Genomic DNA, 20,116 nt, shown 5'->3' on the forward strand with positions numbered 1-20,116 from the left:
AACCTCTTAATAACTAAAGCTGTAAAACTCCATCATAGACATGGCTAGTTGGCCCAGTCATATACAACGGTGTACCCGGTCCTTCCCAACTGATATCGAGTGAGCCCCCCGGTAAATCAACTTTAACCCGACTTGCCAACACCCCTTGCTGAATACCAATCGCAACCGCGGCACAAGCGCCACTACCACATGCCTGCGTTTCACCGGCGCCACGTTCATAAACACGTAAACGGATGTGGTTCGCACTGACTACTTCCATAAAACCAACATTGACCCGCTCAGGGAAGCGCTCATGGCTTTCCAATACCGGCCCTAATATTTCGACTTCTGCGGTGTGCACACTTTCAACTTGGATCACACAGTGGGGATTTCCCATTGAAACAACACCACATAACACTGTACGTTCTAGCGCACGAATAATATAAGTTTTTTCCGCTTTAATGGCACGAAATGGCACTTTCTGTGGCTCAAATTCAGGTTCTCCCATGTTGACACACACGTCATCGTTATCATTCACAGTAAGAACCATACGGCCCGCTTGAGTACTCACTTTAATTTTTTGTTTATTGGTGAGCCCTTTAAGACGTACAAAACGAGCAAAACAACGAGCACCATTGCCACATTGAGCAACTTCGCTACCATCTGCATTAAAGATACGATAATGGAAATCTAAGTCGGGATCATAAGGCGCTTCAACCAATAACAATTGGTCGAAACCAACACCTGTATGCCTATCCGCGAGACGGCTGATTAATTCAGGCGAAAAATAGACGTTTTGTGTAACGCCATCTACCACCATAAAATCATTACCTAAGCCATGCATTTTAGAAAATTGCATATTCCGCTCCATCGCAGCAGCTTATTGGGGATTTGATACTGATGTAGGCGATTGTGCCGCCGTACTGTCCGCTGCTTTAGGCTCTACATCTGATGCTTTTGCAGGAGTCGCCTGTTCTTCAGGTGGAAAATAAAGAGGCCCTTTTAAACCGCAGCCTGAAAGTGACAATAAAATAATCAATGCAGATAGCCCAACTAAACTTTTTTTCATGATGTTTCGCCTGTAACACTAACTTTTGACGTCTGAATATAGCTAACAGATTAACAGGTGTGCTTGTGCAAATCACTATTGTTAATCAATTGAAATGCGATTTTCTTCCCTATCCACAATATGATAACCACCTGAAAACGGGTTGATTGACCCTTATCCACATTCGCCTCTATAATTTCTATACTCGTCATACTTCAAATTGCAGCGTTGTTGACTACGTTCACTTGTCGCCTAGCTGCACCTCGAATTATTTAGAGTATATGTAGCAAATTATTTGAGCAAATAGGAATTTAACCGTGAATGACAGTGAATTTCACCAACTTGCAGACACAATGATGGCATCCATTGAAGAGCATTTGGATAACTATGATGGCGACGCTGATATTGATTGCGAGACAAATGGCGGTGTAATGACGCTCAGTTTCGAAGATGGCAGTAAAATCATTATCAACAGACAAGAACCTTTCCATCAAATATGGCTAGCGACCAAGCAAGGTGGTTACCATTATGATTATAAAGATAATAATTGGGTCTGTGATCGTTCAGGAGGGCTATTTACGGACATGTTAGCGCAAGCCATCGCCTTTCAAAGCGGTGAACCGTTCACCTTTTAATTATTAATAGTAGTGCGCTTGATGTTGAGGTGATGGCTCAATCGATTTTACATCCACTAAGTCATCATCCTTTTCGATATCAAAAGGCCAAGTTCCCCCTGAAAAGGGTATCACTTGGTTTTTGCCTTGCTGGTTCACAATTTGGTAGAACTGAGGCAAGTTAAAGTTGATAAAATTAGCGCCATAAGTAAAGCGGTCATGAGACGATGAGTAAAAACGGCTAACATCACGCACCAGCTCTTCTTTTGAACCTTCGCAATGTGAATATATTTCAACGCGATTCGCTTCATCTAACACATAAATATTGAACCCTGTGTTATCCGCTGTATTTTCAAAGAAAAACTGTACGATTCCCTCACTTGCATAACCATCAACGACAGCAGGTAAGTGGTGCTCTTCTTTTGCATTCAGTTTCACAGGCCAGCCATGCAGTTTGTTATGAGAAATCGCCCCATAAAACTCAACCGCATTTTCTAATTTCTGTACCGAGACGTTTAAACGCTCAAAGAACAGACCCCATGTTTGCCCTGCAATGCGTAATGCCTTAAAGCGCCCAGGATCGTGACGATTACTGGATAAACGTAACTCAATACATTCGGAAACCAATTGTTGTACCCGAGTTCTGACTAAGCCACGTAAGTGCTCGCTATAACAAAATACTTCAACCGCATCGGGTGGCGCGGCGTCCTGATGCATCTTACCTAGAATGGTTTTTAATGCCTCCAACATGCATTGCTCGCCACTAAAATGCAGCGTTCTCACTTCATTCCATGAATTACGATACAAGAGATCGATACTGCCAATTAAGCAACGTTGGTCTTCACCAAAACTAAAGACGTCCAACTTTCTGAAGTCAAAATGGACAACTTGATCAGAATAGATTTGGGTTGGATCATTCTCTAAATTAACAATGATCGCCAAATGACGAATTTCACAAGGGCTATATAAGGCTTTTGGCGTTGGTGCAGGTAAACGGATCGGGAAGTGCCCTGATACATCATGCATCAACTCAAGCAATTTTTTCTCATCACATTGAGATTTGCCATGATGCATATACACTTGGGTATTTTCAGTTAACAGCCCATTAAAATATGCCCAAGCAACCAATTTGTTTAAGTAGCGATTATATTCTAACGGCTGATGACCAATAATCGTTTCGATATGCGGTGCTTGGTTATAAAGATACCAACCGCTACGATTAGCACGACCGGCTGGCACATAAATAAAGGTAAGATGTTGCTCGCTCAGATCCGGTGTTATTTGGGGATTCACTAAGGTTACTTTACCCGGTAAGGCCTCAAATGCAGCATATAACTTACGGGTCAACACCCCAATATCTTGTGGGCTAGCGCTGACACTTAAATTATTACGACGAGCAAAACGAATTAAATTACGATAACTTTGCATCATCGTATCGAGTAACTCATTATGCGCTTCACGAACTCGCTCAATCTTCCATTGGTTACGTGAATCCAGCATTGCTAAGCGTTCTGCTCCCCAGCCCCATGATTCTACTAATTGAGAAAGTACATCACGACGCCAACCCGAGCAGGTGTTTACATCATCATCTTCAGAGAGTTTTTCACAGACTTTAAGATAAAAACAGCGACGAATTAAATCTAGGCGGGTGGTATCATTGATTTCAATTAAATAACGGGTAACGCGCTCTAACATTAAACAATAGGAATCTAAACCGTAACAGACGATCTCACCTGCATGTAAATGGCGCTTAAATTCTAAAGCCAACAACTTACCTTTCGGATAATCCCATGAATAAGATTCGAGCAATAAGCTTTTCAAAACGGCTTTATACGGTGAGTCGACACTTTTATACAGTTGCCATAAACTCGCCCCGAAATATTCTGCTGCGGAGAGTTCGCCCAAGCCACCAAGGTCGAGCCACTCATTAGGTGTTAATACACCCTGAGCATAAAGTGCCATGACATATTCATCATAGTGTTGCTCTTCTTCAACTGGTACCATGGCCCACAGCAATCTTTTACCTGCCATACGTACCGCGGTACGGTAAAATTCATCAAGTAATAAGATGTGCTGCGTTGAACCGCAATCTTCGCCGCCAATATGACCACTGGCATGATGACGAAAACGATTTTCATCAATTAAAAAGACAGTGACATCAATGCCTAATGAAGCCGCCCACTGTTCTATTAGGGTGCACTTTTTCTGTAACAAGCGTTTTTCTTCATGATCCAGCCATGCAGGGTGGCAGACCCAAATATCAATATCTGAGCATTGGCTTTGCCCTACTGAGGAAGTACTTCCCATCGAGTAAATACCTGTAATAGGTAATTCACCATTCGCTTTATCTGCTTGTGAAAGATATTTTTCAAATTGAGATAACCAAACTTGCTGGTCATTATCAGGGGTAAAGAAACAAACGCCGTGAGGAACATTACCTTCTATATAACCAGGTATCATTGGGTGATGATAATGAAACAAGACAGGCAGCAGGCTATAAACCTTACAAAAGGTTTCACTCATTGACGCTGTTGCGCGATCTAACCGAAGTTGGTTTATCGCATCAAGTCTCTGTTTTAAAGTTTCAATATAGAGATACAAGGGATACGCCTGGCTTGAATGACTAAACGACACATCTGGGAAACCCCAGCACCCACTAGCAATAGATAGAGATATATTTAAATTTTTTTTCAAATGAATTGTTGGAAACGTGATCAATTTAACACCTTGGCGCAAAAGGGTAAAGTAGATCACATAATTTTCTCTGTGTATTTTTGATACAAATTAATTTTCAACATATTGTATAAAAAGACTTTTTATTTTTTATACCCTGAAAATATCCCTTGTTTATCAATGGAATAATAACAAATTACTTCCAGACTCAAAAAAGGCGCTTATTGCACTCATTATAGACGTAATTCGCATTGCACCTAAGCTTGCACGCTTCACCATAAAACGGTCATAACATGATCTTTTTTCACTCACATAATAGCACGATTAGCTAAATTAATTTTAGCGACCTACTCTGTTTTTGATGATTTTATCTCTCATTCATTCCTCATAAAAAGATGCTATCTATCAATAATCGTCTCAATGATTAGCAAGCTTTAACGGTGTTAACTGGAAAACTAGGCGCTAAAATGTTAAAACTAGGAATAATTGTATGGTTAATCTATGGCATTGAATGCCTGAGAAAGCAGCGAAATGACAGCAACGAATATCGTCCGTATTGCGACACGTAAAAGCCCTTTAGCCATGTGGCAAGCTCACTTTGTCAAAGAAAAGCTAGAGCAACTCCATCCAGGTTTACAGGTTGAACTGGTGCCTATGGTGACTAAAGGCGATATCATTTTAGACACTCCGTTAGCAAAAGTCGGCGGTAAAGGCCTTTTCGTTAAAGAGCTCGAATTAGCATTACTTGAAAAACGTGCAGATATTGCGGTGCACTCAATGAAAGATGTCCCGGTTGAGTTCCCTGAAGGGCTTGGATTAGTCACCATTTGTGAACGTGAAGATCCCCGTGATGCATTTGTTTCAAACCACTTTGCTAACCTTGACGCACTCCCTGCTGGGAGTATCGTCGGGACTTCCAGTCTACGCCGTCAATGTCAAATCAGAGAGTTACGCCCTGATCTGATTATTCGTGATCTGCGTGGCAACGTTGGAACACGTCTTTCAAAATTAGATAACGGCGAATATGATGCCATCATATTGGCTGTTGCAGGTTTAAAGCGCTTAGGTTTAGAAGACAGAATTCGTACTGCTCTTACACCTGAACAATCACTACCTGCCGTTGGCCAAGGAGCAGTCGGTATTGAGTGCCGTTTAGATGACCAATACACTCGTAGCCTGTTGGAAAAACTCAATCACCAGAACACTTCAGTATGTGTTCTTGCTGAACGTGCGATGAATATGCGTCTTGAAGGGGGCTGCCAAGTTCCTATCGGTAGCTACGCGATTTGGCAAACAGATCAAATTTGGTTACGTGCTCTCGTCGGTGCCCCAGATGGTAGCCAAGTTGTTCGAGGAGAACGTTTAATTGCCCCTGAACAAGCAACGCAGGCAGGTATTTCACTTGCCGAAGAGCTGCTCGATAAAGGCGCTCGTGAAATTCTAGCCAAAGTGTATGCAGGAAATGCACCTGAATGAGAGTACTCATCACTCGGCCCGAGCCATCAGGCGCAGAACTGATCGCCGCCATTCATGCAAAAGGGGGCGAAGCCTTTGCTGCCCCCCTCATTGAAATTGGACCGGGGGCTGAGCTTGATGTATTAGGATCAAGGCTTCATCAGCTCGATGAAAATGATTTAGTGTTTCTTTTATCTAAAAATGCGGTCTGGTATGCAGATTTAACCCTTAAGCACACGGGACTCAACTGGTCAGATAAGTTATCCTATTATGGTATTGGCCGTTCAACTGGCCAATATTTTGAAGAAATCACAGGATCGACTATCCGTTGGCCTGAACATGGCGAAACGAGCGAAGCACTGCTCAGCCTTCCTGAATTACAGTTTCTTGAAGGTAAACGAGCCCTATTATTACGAGGCAATGGCGGAAGAGAGCTACTTGCTTCGACACTAAGGTCTCGCGGCGCACAAGTTGAGTATTGTGAATGTTATACCAGATACCCTGTGAAATACGATAAAGCAGAGTTTAATCAAAAATGGGTTAACGCCGACATTACCGATATTGTGATTAGTAGCGGTCAAATGTTAGCCTTACTTAATGAATTAATTGCTGAGAATACAAAAGAGTGGTGGTTTAAGCGCCGCTTATTGGTTGTCAGCGAACGGATTGCAGACCAAGCTCGCCAAGATGGCTGGCAAAAGGTCTGTGTGGCAAATAGCGCAGATAATAATGCTTTATTGGAAGCATTAATTTCAACCGACATGGGATGCTAATTATGACGGAACAAGATAAATCCACCGAGGCGGTTAATCATGAAACGGTAGCGGATACACCAAAAAACCGCCAAACAACGCCGTCTTCGGAAAAAAAACGTTCAGGTCTCATCGGTAGTGCTATCGCTATCGCTATTATCATCGCTATTGGTGGTGGTATCTATTACTTCACTCAACAAAGCAATGCTCAACTTGTTAATGAAAACAATGAATTGAAGCAACAGTTAAGTGATTTAGCTGAACAACAAAAAGCAGATAGGCAGCGTTTGGACTCATTGATTGCCTCACAGTCAGAAATTAAATCACGCGCTACTGAATATGAAGCTCAGCTTAATCGCCGTATGCAAGAGCTGCAAGCGCATGTTAATGCCCTATCCAGCTCTGATGTCAAAAATTGGTTATTGGCCCAAGCAGACTTCATGGTCAAAATGGCAGGTAGAAAACTGTGGAATGATCACGATCCTATTACTGCGGCGGTTTTACTGAAAAGTGCAGATTCCAGCCTCGCTGAAATGAACGATCCAAGTCTACTCGACATTCGTAAAGCAATCGGTAATGACATCGCAAGCCTAGCAGCAATCAATCAAGTCGACTACGACGGTATTATTTTACGTTTAAATCAACTCAGTAATGAAGTCGACAATTTACGCCTAGATGATATCAATAGTGGTGACGCTAAGGTTGATGATGAGGAAGTTTCTAGTGATATCGCCGATTGGAAAGACAATTTAGCCCGCAGTTGGAAAAGTTTTACCAACGACTTTATTACAGTCCGTGCCCGTGATGGTTCAGAGGCTCCGCTACTCGCACCGAATCAAGATATCTACCTACGTGAAAATATTCGCTCACAGCTACTGATCGCCGCACAAGCAGTACCGCGCTATCAAGAAGAGACCTATAAACAATCTCTGGAGCAAGTTTCAACATGGGTTCGCGCCTATTTTGATGTGAATGCACCGGCCACCAAAGCCTTCTTAACCGAAGTTGACGAGCTGATAAACCAGCCAATTGATGCAGAAATGCCTGACGCGTTGGAAAGCCAACCGAAATTGGAAAAGGTGATGCAAGCACGGGTGCGTAACTTACTATCACAGTCTGATGAAAATACATCAACGCCTGTCGCTGAAGCACCCACTCAAGCGACTGAAAACGAAACGCCGCCCGCCGAGCCTGAAGCTAAACCAGAAGCTCAACCCGCGGAAACAACAACCAATGAGCAGAAGGGGTAACTATGATTAAGATACTCATACTGTTTATCGTTCTCATTGCTGGCGTTATTTTAGGGCCACTATTAGCTGGACACCAAGGTTATGTTTTTATTCGTACAGATAATTACGACATTACCACGAGTGTGACTAGCCTAGTATTGTGCTTTATTTTACTGCAATTTGTTTTGCTGTTCCTTGGCTGGTGCTATCGCCGTTTTATGAGCACAACCTCAAGAACTAAAGGCTGGGTCAGTGGTCGTAAATACCACAAAGCACATTCACAAACACAAAAAGCCTTTCTCAAACTGGCTGAAGGTGACTTCGATCAGGTTGAAAAGCTGATGAGTAAACATGCTGACTTCTCCCAGCAACCTGTGATCAACTACCTGCTGGCTGCTGAAGCTGCGCAACAACGTGGCGATGAGCATCGTACCCATCAATACCTCAATAGAGCCGCAGAAGTTGCAGGAAGCGATCAACTTCCTGTTGATATCACTCGTGTTCGTATCCAATTAGCAGAAGATGAGGTGTATGCGGCACGCACAGGTATTGATAAGCTACTTGATCAAGCACCTAGACACCCTGAAGTTTTACGCCTTGCAGAACAAGCTTATCTACGCTCAGGTGCCTATCAAGCACTGATTGAGTTATTGCCTGTAATGGCCAAGGTGCAACTGCACAATGAAGATGAACTAGAAGCCTTAAAACTCAAAGCCTACAAAGGATTAATGAATCAATGTATCGCAGAGAATGGCAGTGATGGGTTAAAAAATTGGTGGAAGATGCAACCACGCAAAGTTCGCCATGAAACTGCTTTACAGTCTTTCTTAGCTGAACATCTGATTGAATGTGACGATATGGCAAGCGCCGAAAAAATCATTATTGATGGCTTGAAACAACAATATGATGAACGTCTACTGCTCTTGGCACCAAGACTACGTACTGATAAACCTGAATCACTAGAGAAGGTATTAAAACACCTGATTAAACAATCAGGTGCTACACCTCTATTAAACAGTACGATGGGGCAAATAGCGCTACAACATGCGCAATGGGAGTCTGCGGAAGCGTATTTTAAAGCGGCGCTGGCTCAACGTTTCGATGCCCATGATGCAGCTTGGTTAGCGGATGCATTAGACAAGCTTCATAAGGCTGAAGATGCTGCCAAAATCCGCCAAGAGGCGTTATTGCATTCGTTGAAGCAAGATCGCTCTTAACTCCACCAATAAAAATTGATTTTGTTATATTGAAAACTCCATTTTAATCGTGGAGTTTTTTTTTTCGCTTATCATTTATCGTTATCAACACGACTAAATGACTCACTTTTTAAATTATAAAAAATAACAATTACTGCCATTAATAATTCAAAAAAAGAATAATTAACTCAATAATGATTTTACCTGTTTATTTTTAATAACAATACTTTGTTGTCTAGCTTCAAACAAAACCGCTCTAACTCTGTAATATAATATTCACATAGTGTATAAATAATAATATATGCATTAACTAGGATCAGGATTTCTATATGAATGTAATTAAAACTATTTGGCGTTGGATAATTTCCACACCAAATCGCCTGCAAGTATTTTTCGATCTGCTACTGTTGATTTGCTCTCCCTTTGTTTTTATCAGCATTATAGGTTTTGACACTGTTGACCTAAATAAAGACGTTTTCATCATTACATTCATTATTCTTTGCTACGCCTACATCACTCGTTGGTTCAGCAAATGGTTTTGTAGTAGAAACCGTTAATGAATAGGAAACCTCTTCATGCACTATTGAAGAGGTTTGATTAAAGAGTTAAATATTGCGAGCTGTCGCTAAGAGCATACAAAAGTATGTGACTGGCGCGAATGATTAGTCACCATACCTTAACGAAAAGCGCTGCAACTTGAAGTATGACGAGTATACAGACGAAAAAAAACACCTGCCAATACTAGCAGGTGTGTAAATATACAATCAGGTCTACAGACAGATGGTGCCTCACTCAACGTTACGTCCATGGGTTGATGAGAAGAGGATTAGCTCTTGTTCATCTAAATTGGACAATAGGCACCAGTAATCGGCTTGCGTCATTCCTTGGTTTATGAAGCATTGCTATCATAAGAAGTGGAATGAGCATCTACACAATAAATAATGCAGGATGCGTGCCAACTTTTTTAAAAGTACTATTCCGCTTTATCTACCCACAGTTACTCTGAAAATACACGTCTCTCGCGCTGTTCACATCGTTTTTTACCACCACATCTTTGCTATATGTGAGATGATTTCTGATCACCCTAATTTTCTTTAGCAAAGCTGTCTCAATTAAGAGACATCAAAAATAACTTAAAAAATTATTCTTATAAATCATACAGTAAAATGTCTCCATTTAGAGACACCAATATAGTAATTTGTATCTATTTTACGACACAAACCAATCACTCCGCCAAATTATAAATAAAAACAAGTAATTAATAGCTTCTCATTATAAATTGAGTATCCCTAAAGCCGCCTTCCCCTCCCCCTTAGGATCATCATTTATCACCACCCGATAAGGCAGGTTATGCAGGTTGGGTTAGTTAATTTGATTTGATTTGATTTGATTTGATTTGATTTGATTTGATTTGATTATTGTAAAAGGGTTTTAACTGAAGAAACAACACTGGCTATACTCTAAACAAGTCGAGTTGTAGCTAGGCGGCAAGGCGAAGATATCTCGATGAGCATACATAAGTATGTGATTTGGGTAGCAGAGGCAGCCACCATACTTAATGAAAAGTGCTACGGATCGAAGTGTGATGAGCAAAGCGGGGATAGCAAAAAGCCCGTCTGTTAAGACGGGCTTCTTTAAATTTGGTCGGCGAGAGAGGATTCGAACCTCCGACCCACTGGTCCCAAACCAGTTGCGCTACCAAGCTGCGCTACTCGCCGAAATTGTCACTACTTTACTCTTACTGACTGCATCTTTTCGTGGTGCGAAAGGGGGGACTTGAACCCCCACGTCCTGAGGACACTAACACCTGAAGCTAGCGCGTCTACCAATTCCGCCACCCTCGCAATGTCACAAAAAAATGGGGTGGCTAATGGGACTCGAACCCACGACAACTGGAATCACAATCCAGGGCTCTACCAACTGAGCTATAGCCACCATAACTTCACTTTATTCAAAGTGTTGCTATCATACTACATACAACTTTGTTTTGCCAACCGTAGCAGCACGCTAATTAAATGGCGCGCCCGACAGGATTCGAACCTGAGACCTCTGCCTCCGGAGGGCAGCGCTCTATCCAGCTGAGCTACGGGCGCTTAACGCCGTTGCGGGTGTGGATAGTACGGATTTAATCACTCTCTGTCTAGTCCTTTTTTAAATAAAAATATCGATTGCTTGCCTTTTGTTCATTTCGTCGATAAAGAGAGCATATTTCCTCTCTTTATCACGAAAATGTTAAATAACTAACCTTATTTAGCGTGGTTTATACTTTGACTTCCACCACGGTTAATAGCGCGGATCAGAAAATAAAGTGCAGAAACCGCCAATAAAAATATCGCACCGACAATCAAAGATAAACGCGTATCGGGGTTAATTGCCATCCCGATAATCACACAAGCTAAAAACAGCAAAGTCGCATAATTCACCCAAGGAAATAGGATTGATTTGAATGGGTGCTCAGCAAGCTTGTCTTTGTTCTGCTGACGAAAACGTAATTGACTCGTCAAAATCACGATCCAAGGCACCATACCGGGTAACACGCTAGCGCTATAGACATAAACAAACACTTTCTCAGGATTCGGGATAAGATAATTCAGACTCGAACCTGCCAATAGACAGAGAATAGTAAAGCCAACACAGCGTGCAGGAACGCCACTACGCGTCAGTTTTAATAATGATTGAGGCAACTGCTTATTATGTGCTAAAGCGTATAGCATGCGCCCTCCGCTATACATTCCGCTATTACAGCCCGACAGTGCAGCAGTCAATACCACAAAGTTAATCACCGCAGCCGCAGAGACAATACCGACTTTTGCAAAGGTCAGTACAAATGGGCTACCTTGTTGACCCACTTCCGTCCACGGAAACAACGTCACCACAATAAAAATTGCCCCGACGTAGAAAATCAATATTCGCCATAAAATATTATTAATGGCTTTTTTTAATGTCACCTGTGGATTTTTCGCCTCGCCAGCTGTGATACCGACTAGCTCAACACCTTGATAGGATGCAACGACGATACACAAAGCAAATAAAAAGCCCTTCCAGCCACCAGCGAAGAAACCACCGTGCTCGGTGAGATTTCCAAGGCCAATCGGTTCAAAGTTATTACCGATACCAAAGAAAATCAGGCTCAATCCAATCAAAATCATCACCACAATCGTGGTGACTTTGATCATCGCAAACCAAAACTCAAGTTCGCCATATAGCCTTACCGCAGCAAGATTCGCTAAAGCGACAGAAGCCACTGCTATCAAAGCAAATACCCATTGTGGCACATCAGGGAACCAATATTCTGCATAGACGCCGATGGCAGTGATCTCCGAAATCCCCACGGCAACCCACATAAACCAATAGCCCCATGCGGTTAAGCAGCCCCAAAAAGGACTTAAATATTTATAGCCAAACGAAGCAAAGGAGCCTGTAACCGGCTCAACATAAAGCATTTCGCCCATTGAGCGCATAATAAAAAATACAAAGATCCCAGCAATAATATAAGCCAATAAAACCGACGGCCCTGCCCATTTTAATGTACTCGCTGAGCCCATAAATAGACCAACGCCAATCGTTCCACCAAGAGCGATCAGCTCAATATGACGAGCCTCTAGCCCACGCTGAAGTCCTTGTTTAGAACTCTCCATAAATTCCCCTGTCGTTACTTTAAAAATCAATTATGACTTATATATACTCCAAATAATTCGAGTTGCAGTTAGGCGACAAGTGAAGATAGTCGGGGAGCATAGATAAACTATGTGACTCGGCTAGCTGAACGTAGTCAACAACACTGCAACTTGAAAGATTTCGGGTATATTTGTAGTAATAAGCATGATAACCATTCATATAATGACTATTATACTAGTCGAAAAAAATGCCATAAGCCTGAGTTTGAGCCAAAAGCACATATCTTGCATATAATTTTGAAGGATTATAGAAATAATTGAGGTAGGAGGCCAGAAATGAAGAGGTTTTATTGTCACGGCGTTGCAAAATACAGACGCCGTGACATATCACGATAAAAATTACAGTTTGCCGCTATAGTAGTAGCCTAAAAACTTAAGTAGTTTGAATTGCCTTTTAATACGAGTAGGCTGCGATAACAAACGATACAACCATTCTAAGCCTAAATTTTGCCAAACTTTCGGCGCACGTTTCACGTGGCCTGTAAAGACATCATAAGTACCGCCAACGCCCATATACAGCGCATCAGGGTGTACTTTACGGCAATCACGCATCAAAATCTCTTGCTTTGGTGAACCCATCGCAACTGTAACAATTTTAGCACCGCTCTCACGAATACGTTCAAACAGTGCCTCACGATCTTCCGCTGTGAAATAACCGTTTTGTGAACCAACAATATTCACATTCCATTGGGCACGTAGCTTGTTCTCGGTTTGTTCGAGAATTTCAGGCTTACCACCCACTAAAAAGACGGGGGTGCCCTCTTTCCCTGCCCGTTCCATGAGTGCTTCCCACAAATCGGCTCCTGCAACACGCGAAACTTGTGCTTGTGGGTATTTACGGCGGATCGCGCGCACAATACTGATACCATCTGCATAGAGGTACTCGGCTTGTCCAAGTAATGTATTTAATGCCTCGTCATTTTCTGCGGTCATCACTTTTTCTGCATTAATTGCCACAAGTGTGCCAGACTGGGTTTCGCCATCAGCAAACAGATGATCCAAAAAATGCGCCATATCTCTGAAGCCCCAGATTTGGTGACCTCTGATGCTATATTGTGGAATAGATTGCTGTTCCATAAAACTCCTCTAGCGGTCGTCGCGATGTTGGTTTTTTAAATAAAAAACGGCTCTATCACGAATAAGCCCCGCACTTTCAAATAACCAGTACAGTAATTTCGCCAAAATCAAACAAAACCCAAAAATTAGGCAGAAAAAGACGACACGTGACACGAAAGAATCCACCCCTTCGCGGGCTAGCACTATCATGTTAAAAATGGCGCCAAAGCAGAATGCTTGCATGATCGCTGCTTTATAACGATTTGATTCTTTTAAACTCATACCATAGATCCAATCGAACCATTTGATAATCAAACCGACAACGATGGCACCAAGCGGGATAAATATCACGCCTCCCATGACCACTAATGAGCCAATTAAGGTAGGTGATATCGCTAAACCTGAATGGTTGTTAAGCACTTCCCATGTGAAGTAATTAGCTGAGTTTAAGACCGTATCCGGTCTATCAGGCCACAACCACGATGGGATAAAGACATAGAAATCACGCGCAATCGGCGCCAGTCCTTGGAACTCTATCTTATCGTAGTTGCTTAACAGTAACGCAAGGTTCTCCCACGGTGAAAAGGTATCGCGAGTCAAATACAAGAACGTATAGAATGCTTCTGCCCCACTCACGTCTAATCCATAGCGTTTAAGCGCGAGCCAGAACATCCCGACAATGCTTGCAACCCCCGCCGCAGCCAACATCCATAATGTGATCCAGCCTCTGACGATACCAATAAACAAAAAGAGTGCGAATGCAATAATAATATTTGCTCGTGTACCACCGACGATAACATAGGTTAGAAAACCAAAAGCGACCGTACTCACCAGGAATAAAATCCAGCGCTTTTGCGTTGGTCGTAAAAAGTAAACGATCAGCATCGCAGGGATGAAAAAATAGAAAAAGCGTTTTAACGCCACCCCTGAAACTTGGCTGGAAAATATTTGGCTGTAAGTTTTTAGCTTAAATAGCAAAAAACCATTTTGCAGGAAGAAGATCCCAACAGTCACCACAGCCACCGCAATCAGCAATAAACAAGTGAGGTTAGTTTCTACTTTATTCATGGTAAATAGCGGACGCTTTGCCACAGTAGGCGCTTTGGTTAGCCGTGTTTTGTACGTAACATAATAAATGGCGTAAAAACTGGTTGCCGCGAGTTGGGCATATAGCAAGTATTCCGCAGGTACAATGGCCACATCAAATTGAAAGACCAGTGCACAAGTCAGCGGGAAACCAAAGTAAAACGTTAGTAAATACAGTAATGAAAAAAAGATATTAAAATTGAAACGTACGCGTCGGAACTCTTTATACAGCAACGTTCCCATAAAAATAATGGAGATCAGATAAACAAGCGATAAGCCTCCCAACTCGGCTAAGGTCATGCTTGATCCTCCGCAACGGCTAAGATTGCATGCCAGCCATCAGTAAAATTCGGTGCGAAGAAATCAATGTGCTGCTTATCTAATAGCGCCATTTGGCGTTGTGCTTCTTCAACCAAACCCACAGAGAGTTCATCACCATAGAAGAACACCGGAACATTTTGCGCAGTCAGATCCTGCCAAAATGTATTTTGGCGGCTGATAACAAAAGGAATACCGAACTGGATCAGCAAACACACTGTTCCCACGCCCTGCTGACGATTAAAAATAAAATAACCGAGATCACAGGTTTTCAGTAAATTCAGATAATCACTAAATTCCATGCGTTCTTTCAGGATGTTGACTTGACCCGATGTAAACAGTGATTGCGCAGTTTGTTCAACCTGCTGGATGTACGTTTGGTTATTAGCTGGGTAGCCCATAGGCACAATCACGTTAACCTGTTCACCAAACTGCTGTTTAATCGCTCCCAGCGCCTCTATGTGGCGATTTGAGCGGTCACCTGAGTTACCCAGTAAGATAGTTAAACTCTCGTCCTGACGCACTGGAGGCGTATTAACGGTCAAGCTTGGATCCATACGTGTAGGAAAATACAGGACTGATGCAGGGACTCGTGGGTTTGATTGCTGGAAATAGCACAAATCCCCCCGTGTCGCGCAAACATGTCCCACTTTCTTTTGTGCCAATCGGCGTAAGATATAAAACAATTTAAATTTTAGGGAAGTGGAGTCTTCATACAGATCTGCCCCCCAAATGTGCCACCAAAATTGATGTGACTTAATTTTACCAAATAGCAGCGCCAACCAAATAGGCGCATTAAATTGCCCATGGAAGAAAAAACGCTCCCGACGGTCAGCCGTTGCACGACGGATCACGGCATCAGCAATCAATTTTTTACTTTCGAAGACCTCAATATCCAACTGTGGATAGGCATCCGCCAACTGTGTATCAAGGCTAACCACCATAAAATGCGGCTTTGGTGACTCTGCATTTTCTTTGCAGATCACATTATTAAAGAATGTCAGCACCGTTTGATTATGGTGGGGGAGGTCAGATCCCAGTACATGTATTAAGGTTGTCATACTCGCCTACGGTAGATCAAAAATACACAACAACAGAGGAGAAAATACACGATATAGGTCGCCATATAAGCCTGCGTTGCCCCTACAGCACCGTGTGCAGGTATCAGCCAATGGGAAAAGCCCATCAAGAGGATAAACTGACTCACCTCAGTCAAAATATAAAAACGTAAAGCTGCCTTTGCAATGACCAAATAGCCAAAGACATAGGCTCCAACTTTCAAAACATCACCCACTAATTGCCATGCAAACAAATCACGCATGCCATAAAATTTATCGGAAAACAGTAACCAAATCGCAAAATCACGCAGTAACCACACCATAAAGCTGGCGACAGCAACGGCGGGCAAGACAAATTTTAAGGTTTTAATGATCTCTGCTGAGATTTCATGTTTATGTTGTAGCCGAGACAACGTAGGTAGCAAATACACAGAAAATGTTGCCGTAATAAATTGCAGATAAGCATCAGAAATGGTGCTCACCCCTGTCCACAGGCCTACATCATCCCAACTGTATTTTGCAGCTAATAGATTTCGCATCATGATGTATGCGACAGGTAACGTCACCGACGTAATTAACGCCATGACGGTAAACTTACCTAAATTTGTCGCGATCGCTTTATCCCAAGCGGGTTTTAACATGGATAATGCAAATCGCTTACGGCGTACAATCATCAAAGCCGCTGGTAGCACGACAAGTGCCGGTACCAATGCTAATCCTGCTAAGGCGCCATCATAGCCACCCATGGTATAGCATAAATAATAAGCAACAACGCCAATTATACTACCGAAAATAATAGACTGAGCATTGCCAGACGCGTCTCGATAGCCTTTTAAGATTGCTAAAAAGTAATTGGCATACGCAATCCCCATCTGAATGAAAGCCACCGCTTGGATAACTCGCTGGTAATCTTTACTGTCAAACAGTCCTTCACTAATCGAGCCACTAAATAGTAAGAAAATCAACGCGAGTAGTGTCGAAAATGCTAGGATCAGAGTGGATGACGTTCCTAATACAGCGCGTAGCTTTTCAGGATTTTCATGGTGTTCAGCAACATATTTAGTGACTCCATTAAAAATCCCTGCCCCTGATAGCACACCAAGAACAGTGATGAGCTGGCGAAAGTTTCCCGCCAACCCGACACCACTAGGGCCAAAAGAGACCGCTAATAGTTTTACAATCAGTAGGCCCGCCCCAATTTTTATCAGGGTAGACCCAGCTGTCCAAATAGAAGCTCTTGCTAATGACATTAGGCAAAAAACGCTTTAATCGTATCAATAACGGTTTGCTGTTCTTCATCAGTCATATTGTAGAACATCGGCAAACGGACTAAACGGTCACTTTCACTAGTCGTGTAGCGATCTTCACCGTCAAAACGACCGAACTCTTCACCCGCAGGGCTAGTGTGCAGTGCAACATAGTGGAACACTGTCAAAATACCGTGGGATTTCATGTAGTCATTAAACTCAGTGCGTTGTTCGACATCTTTTAACTTAATGTAGAACATGTGTGCATTGTGTTTTAAACCTTCCGGCACGATAGGCAATGCAAGTTTACCCGCTTGCGCTAAAGGCGTTAATGCATCGTAATAGCGCTGCCACAATAGCAAACGGCGTTCATTAATTTTTTCCGCTTCTTCTAGCTGCGCCCATAGATAAGCGGCTTGTAGGTCAGACATCAAATAACTTGAACCAATGTCACGCCATGTGTACTTATCAACTTGGCCACGGAAGAATTGACTGCGATTGGTGCCTTTTTCACGGATCACTTCAGCACGATTAATCAGTGACTTATCATTGACCAATGTTGCGCCACCTTCACCACCTGAAGAGTAGTTTTTGGTTTCGTGAAAACTGTATGCACCAATATGACCAATCGTTCCCAAAGCTCGGCCTTTATAGGTGGACATTACCCCTTGTGCCGCATCTTCAATGACAAACAGATTATGCTTTTCAGCAATTGCCATAATCGTGTCCATTTCACAAGCGACGCCTGCGTAATGAACCGGGACAATCGCACGAGTGCGCTCTGTGATCGCCGCTTCGATTTTTGTTTCATCAATGTTCATGGTATCAGGACGGATATCCACAAATACAATAGTCGCGCCTCTGAGCACAAACGCATTGGATGTTGAAACAAAGGTAAAGCTAGGCATGATCACTTCATCGCCTGGCTTAATGTTAATGAGGATCGCCGCCATTTCTAATGATGCGGTACAAGAAGGCGTTAATTGGACTTTAGGGCAATCAAAGCGCTTTTCCATCCACTCTTCACAGCGTTTGGTAAAACCACCATCACCACACAGCTTGCCGCTATCCATGGCTTGCTTCATATACGCTAATTCAGTTCCTACAACGGGTGGCTTATTAAATGGAATCATGTTGTCCCCTATATAACCAATACGCAGTGCTAGCAACCGCAGCACCGCTACGTGAATAAAGATTCAATGCAGCAATATTGCTGATTTGCGTGGCAACATTTAGCTGTCTTTTTTGGTGTTGCTTACACCATACCCACGCTGCTGACATCAATTTACGGCCAATCCCTCGCCCGTTCGCTCCAGGCATCACAGCCAGAAGGCCAATACGTGCAGTGTCATCATCAAGGTGCCTTAAACTCACAAAGCCTAAAATCGCCCCTGATGCCTCTTTAACTAACAAACATGTGTGGTCAAAAGTGCCTAAAACCGCTTTCTCTATCCATAATGCATAAAAACGCCCACTGTCACCGTTACAGTACCAAGGGGCACGAAAACGGCTTTGACTAAACACCTGTTCAGCCGCCTGACGCAATGCAGGGATTTCATCGGCAACAGCAATATCGACTCGCTCTGTTACCAATAAGCCACTGTTCAAATAAGCATTTTCTGTGCCAATAGTCAGAGCAAAATCCACTTCACCTTCAACTAAGGAAAAACCAAGTTGAGATAACCCATCAAGTCGTTCAATATCACCCGCTGAGATTTTTGCCTGAGTAATAGCATAGTCATCTAATTGACTTTCAAGGATAATCTCAGTTTGTTGTGCTGTGAAGTCCAACTTGGCAGTAGAACGTCCGAAAAAATCAGACTCCCATTGCAGGTGATCAATATTGGCGCGGACGGACACGAAGTAAATCCTCTAAATACTGGCCATAACCTGTTTTACTGAGTTGCTTCGCTGACTTCTGGACCTGTTCATCGGTCAACCAGCCATTACGCCATGCAATCTCTTCTAAACAAGCAACCTTAAAACCTTGGCGTTTTTCAACGGTTTGAACAAAAGTGCCGGCTTCAATCAAGCTATCGTGAGTCCCTGTATCCAACCAAGCAAAACCACGACCTAACAGCTCAACATTCAATTCACCACGCTCTAAATACATTTGATTGATTGAGGTGATTTCGAGTTCGCCACGTTCTGATGGTTTAACTTGCTTGGCAAATTCAACCACTTGATTGTCATAGAAATACAGACCTGTTACCGCCCAATTTGATAGCGGTTTCTTTGGTTTTTCTTCGATGGACAGTACTTTAAAGTCATCGTCAAACTCAACCACACCAAAACGCTCAGGATCCATCACTTGATAGCCAAACACAGTGGCGCCTTTGGTTCTCGCTGCAACCGATTTCAGTTTCGGGCTAAATGAATGACCGAAAAAGATATTATCGCCCAATACTAAGCAACACGCGTCATTACCGATAAATTCTTCACCAATAATAAAGGCTTGTGCGAGGCCATCAGGAGAAGCTTGTTCTGCGTAGTTCAATTCAATACCAAACTCATGACCATCACCTAACAACCGCTTAAACATAGGTAAATCATCAGGTGTAGAAATGATTAAAATTTCGCGGATACCCGCAAGCATGAGTACTGATAGCGGATAATAGATCATCGGCTTATCATAGATGGGTAACAACTGCTTCGAGATACCTCGTGTAATCGGATGCAAACGCGTTCCCGACCCACCAGCAAGTATTATACCTTTCATGATCCCTCC

16 protein-coding genes and 4 tRNA genes are annotated in these 20,116 nt (G+C 42.7%); 5 read left to right on the top strand and 15 right to left on the bottom strand.

All coding sequences use genetic code 11. The features are described 5' to 3' along the window. Nucleotides 1-13 precede the first annotated feature (13 nt). The gene (gene dapF, locus JI723_RS18640) at nt 14-838 is read right to left on the bottom strand and encodes a diaminopimelate epimerase (RefSeq protein WP_070927841.1); all 825 of its coding nucleotides are present in this window, start codon (nt 836-838) and stop codon (nt 14-16) included. Between the two features lie 21 nt (nt 839-859). Beyond that, a complete protein-coding gene (gene lptM, locus JI723_RS18645; protein ID WP_070927843.1) occupies nt 860-1,048 on the bottom strand; it encodes an LPS translocon maturation chaperone LptM in 189 nt (62 codons plus the stop codon). Between the two features lie 296 nt (nt 1,049-1,344). Here lptM and cyaY point away from each other — a divergent pair, with 296 nt between their 5' ends. Next, nucleotides 1,345-1,662, top strand: a complete 318-nt coding sequence (cyaY, locus tag JI723_RS18650) for an iron donor protein CyaY (protein WP_070927845.1) — start codon at nt 1,345-1,347, stop codon at nt 1,660-1,662. A 3-nt stretch (nt 1,663-1,665) separates the two neighbouring features. On the opposite strand, the gene JI723_RS18655 is transcribed toward cyaY, so the two are convergent. After that, a complete protein-coding gene (locus JI723_RS18655; RefSeq protein WP_319068997.1) occupies nt 1,666-4,242 on the bottom strand; it encodes a class I adenylate cyclase in 2,577 nt (858 codons plus the stop codon). Nucleotides 4,243-4,845: 603 nt separating this feature from the next. On the opposite strand from JI723_RS18655, the gene hemC reads away from it, so the two are divergent. The 4 genes from hemC to hemY are packed head-to-tail and all read left to right on the top strand — an operon-like array spanning nt 4,846 to nt 8,967. Beyond that, a complete protein-coding gene (hemC, locus tag JI723_RS18660; protein ID WP_319068995.1) occupies nt 4,846-5,790 on the top strand; it encodes a hydroxymethylbilane synthase in 945 nt (314 codons plus the stop codon). Beyond that, nucleotides 5,787-6,542, top strand: a complete 756-nt coding sequence (locus JI723_RS18665; RefSeq protein ID WP_319068992.1) for a uroporphyrinogen-III synthase — start codon at nt 5,787-5,789, stop codon at nt 6,540-6,542. Before hemC ends, JI723_RS18665 begins: the two co-directional genes overlap by 4 nt. Before the next feature lie 2 nt (nt 6,543-6,544). Beyond that, nucleotides 6,545-7,771, top strand: coding sequence for a uroporphyrinogen-III C-methyltransferase (gene hemX / locus JI723_RS18670; RefSeq protein ID WP_337979639.1), 1,227 nt, complete (start codon nt 6,545-6,547; stop codon nt 7,769-7,771). Between the two features lie 2 nt (nt 7,772-7,773). Further along, complete coding sequence (gene hemY / locus JI723_RS18675) at nt 7,774-8,967, top strand: protoheme IX biogenesis protein HemY (RefSeq protein WP_319068987.1); 1,194 nt, start codon at nt 7,774-7,776, stop codon at nt 8,965-8,967. Between the two features lie 1,620 nt (nt 8,968-10,587). Here the strand turns inward: hemY and JI723_RS18680 are convergent. The 12 genes from JI723_RS18680 to rfbA all read right to left on the bottom strand — a co-directional run bounded on the left by JI723_RS18680 (nt 10,588) and on the right by rfbA (nt 20,107). Continuing rightward, nucleotides 10,588-10,664, bottom strand: a tRNA-Pro gene (locus tag JI723_RS18680). Nucleotides 10,665-10,704: 40 nt separating this feature from the next. Then, nucleotides 10,705-10,790: transfer RNA gene (locus JI723_RS18685), tRNA-Leu, on the bottom strand. A gap of 15 nt (nt 10,791-10,805) precedes the next feature. Further along, nucleotides 10,806-10,881: transfer RNA gene (locus JI723_RS18690), tRNA-His, on the bottom strand. Nucleotides 10,882-10,962: 81 nt separating this feature from the next. Beyond that, nucleotides 10,963-11,039 (bottom strand) — tRNA-Arg (locus JI723_RS18695). A gap of 153 nt (nt 11,040-11,192) precedes the next feature. Beyond that, entirely contained in the window at nt 11,193-12,584 is a 1,392-nt protein-coding gene (gene thrP / locus JI723_RS18700; protein WP_319068986.1) for a bifunctional threonine/serine APC transporter ThrP, read from the bottom strand. 378 nt (nt 12,585-12,962) lie between these two features. Next, on the bottom strand, nt 12,963-13,700 hold the full coding sequence (gene wecG / locus JI723_RS18705; RefSeq protein ID WP_319068984.1) for a lipopolysaccharide N-acetylmannosaminouronosyltransferase: 738 nt from the start codon (nt 13,698-13,700) through the stop codon (nt 12,963-12,965). A gap of 9 nt (nt 13,701-13,709) precedes the next feature. Then, a complete protein-coding gene (gene wzyE, locus JI723_RS18710) occupies nt 13,710-15,065 on the bottom strand; it encodes an ECA oligosaccharide polymerase (protein ID WP_319068982.1) in 1,356 nt (451 codons plus the stop codon). Next, complete coding sequence (locus JI723_RS18715) at nt 15,062-16,144, bottom strand: TDP-N-acetylfucosamine:lipid II N-acetylfucosaminyltransferase (RefSeq protein WP_337979640.1); 1,083 nt, start codon at nt 16,142-16,144, stop codon at nt 15,062-15,064. The genes wzyE and JI723_RS18715 overlap by 4 nt, the downstream gene beginning before the upstream one ends. Then, nucleotides 16,141-17,391 carry a lipid III flippase WzxE gene (wzxE, locus tag JI723_RS18720; RefSeq protein WP_070928571.1) on the bottom strand — a complete coding sequence of 417 codons (1,251 nt, stop codon included), beginning with the start codon at nt 17,389-17,391 and terminating at the stop codon, nt 16,141-16,143. The genes JI723_RS18715 and wzxE overlap by 4 nt, the downstream gene beginning before the upstream one ends. Continuing rightward, nucleotides 17,391-18,521 (bottom strand): dTDP-4-amino-4,6-dideoxygalactose transaminase, encoded by a 1,131-nt coding sequence (gene rffA / locus JI723_RS18725; RefSeq protein ID WP_140182127.1) that lies wholly within the window; start codon nt 18,519-18,521, stop codon nt 17,391-17,393. The genes wzxE and rffA overlap by 1 nt, the downstream gene beginning before the upstream one ends. Beyond that, on the bottom strand, nt 18,508-19,248 hold the full coding sequence (gene rffC, locus JI723_RS18730) for a dTDP-4-amino-4,6-dideoxy-D-galactose acyltransferase (RefSeq protein ID WP_319068977.1): 741 nt from the start codon (nt 19,246-19,248) through the stop codon (nt 18,508-18,510). The genes rffA and rffC overlap by 14 nt, the downstream gene beginning before the upstream one ends. Further along, the gene (gene rfbA, locus JI723_RS18735; RefSeq protein ID WP_070928568.1) at nt 19,226-20,107 is read right to left on the bottom strand and encodes a glucose-1-phosphate thymidylyltransferase RfbA; all 882 of its coding nucleotides are present in this window, start codon (nt 20,105-20,107) and stop codon (nt 19,226-19,228) included. The genes rffC and rfbA overlap by 23 nt, the downstream gene beginning before the upstream one ends. Nucleotides 20,108-20,116: the final 9 nt, after the last annotated feature.

This window comes from Providencia manganoxydans (assembly GCF_016618195.1).
Classification (GTDB): domain Bacteria; phylum Pseudomonadota; class Gammaproteobacteria; order Enterobacterales; family Enterobacteriaceae; genus Providencia; species Providencia manganoxydans.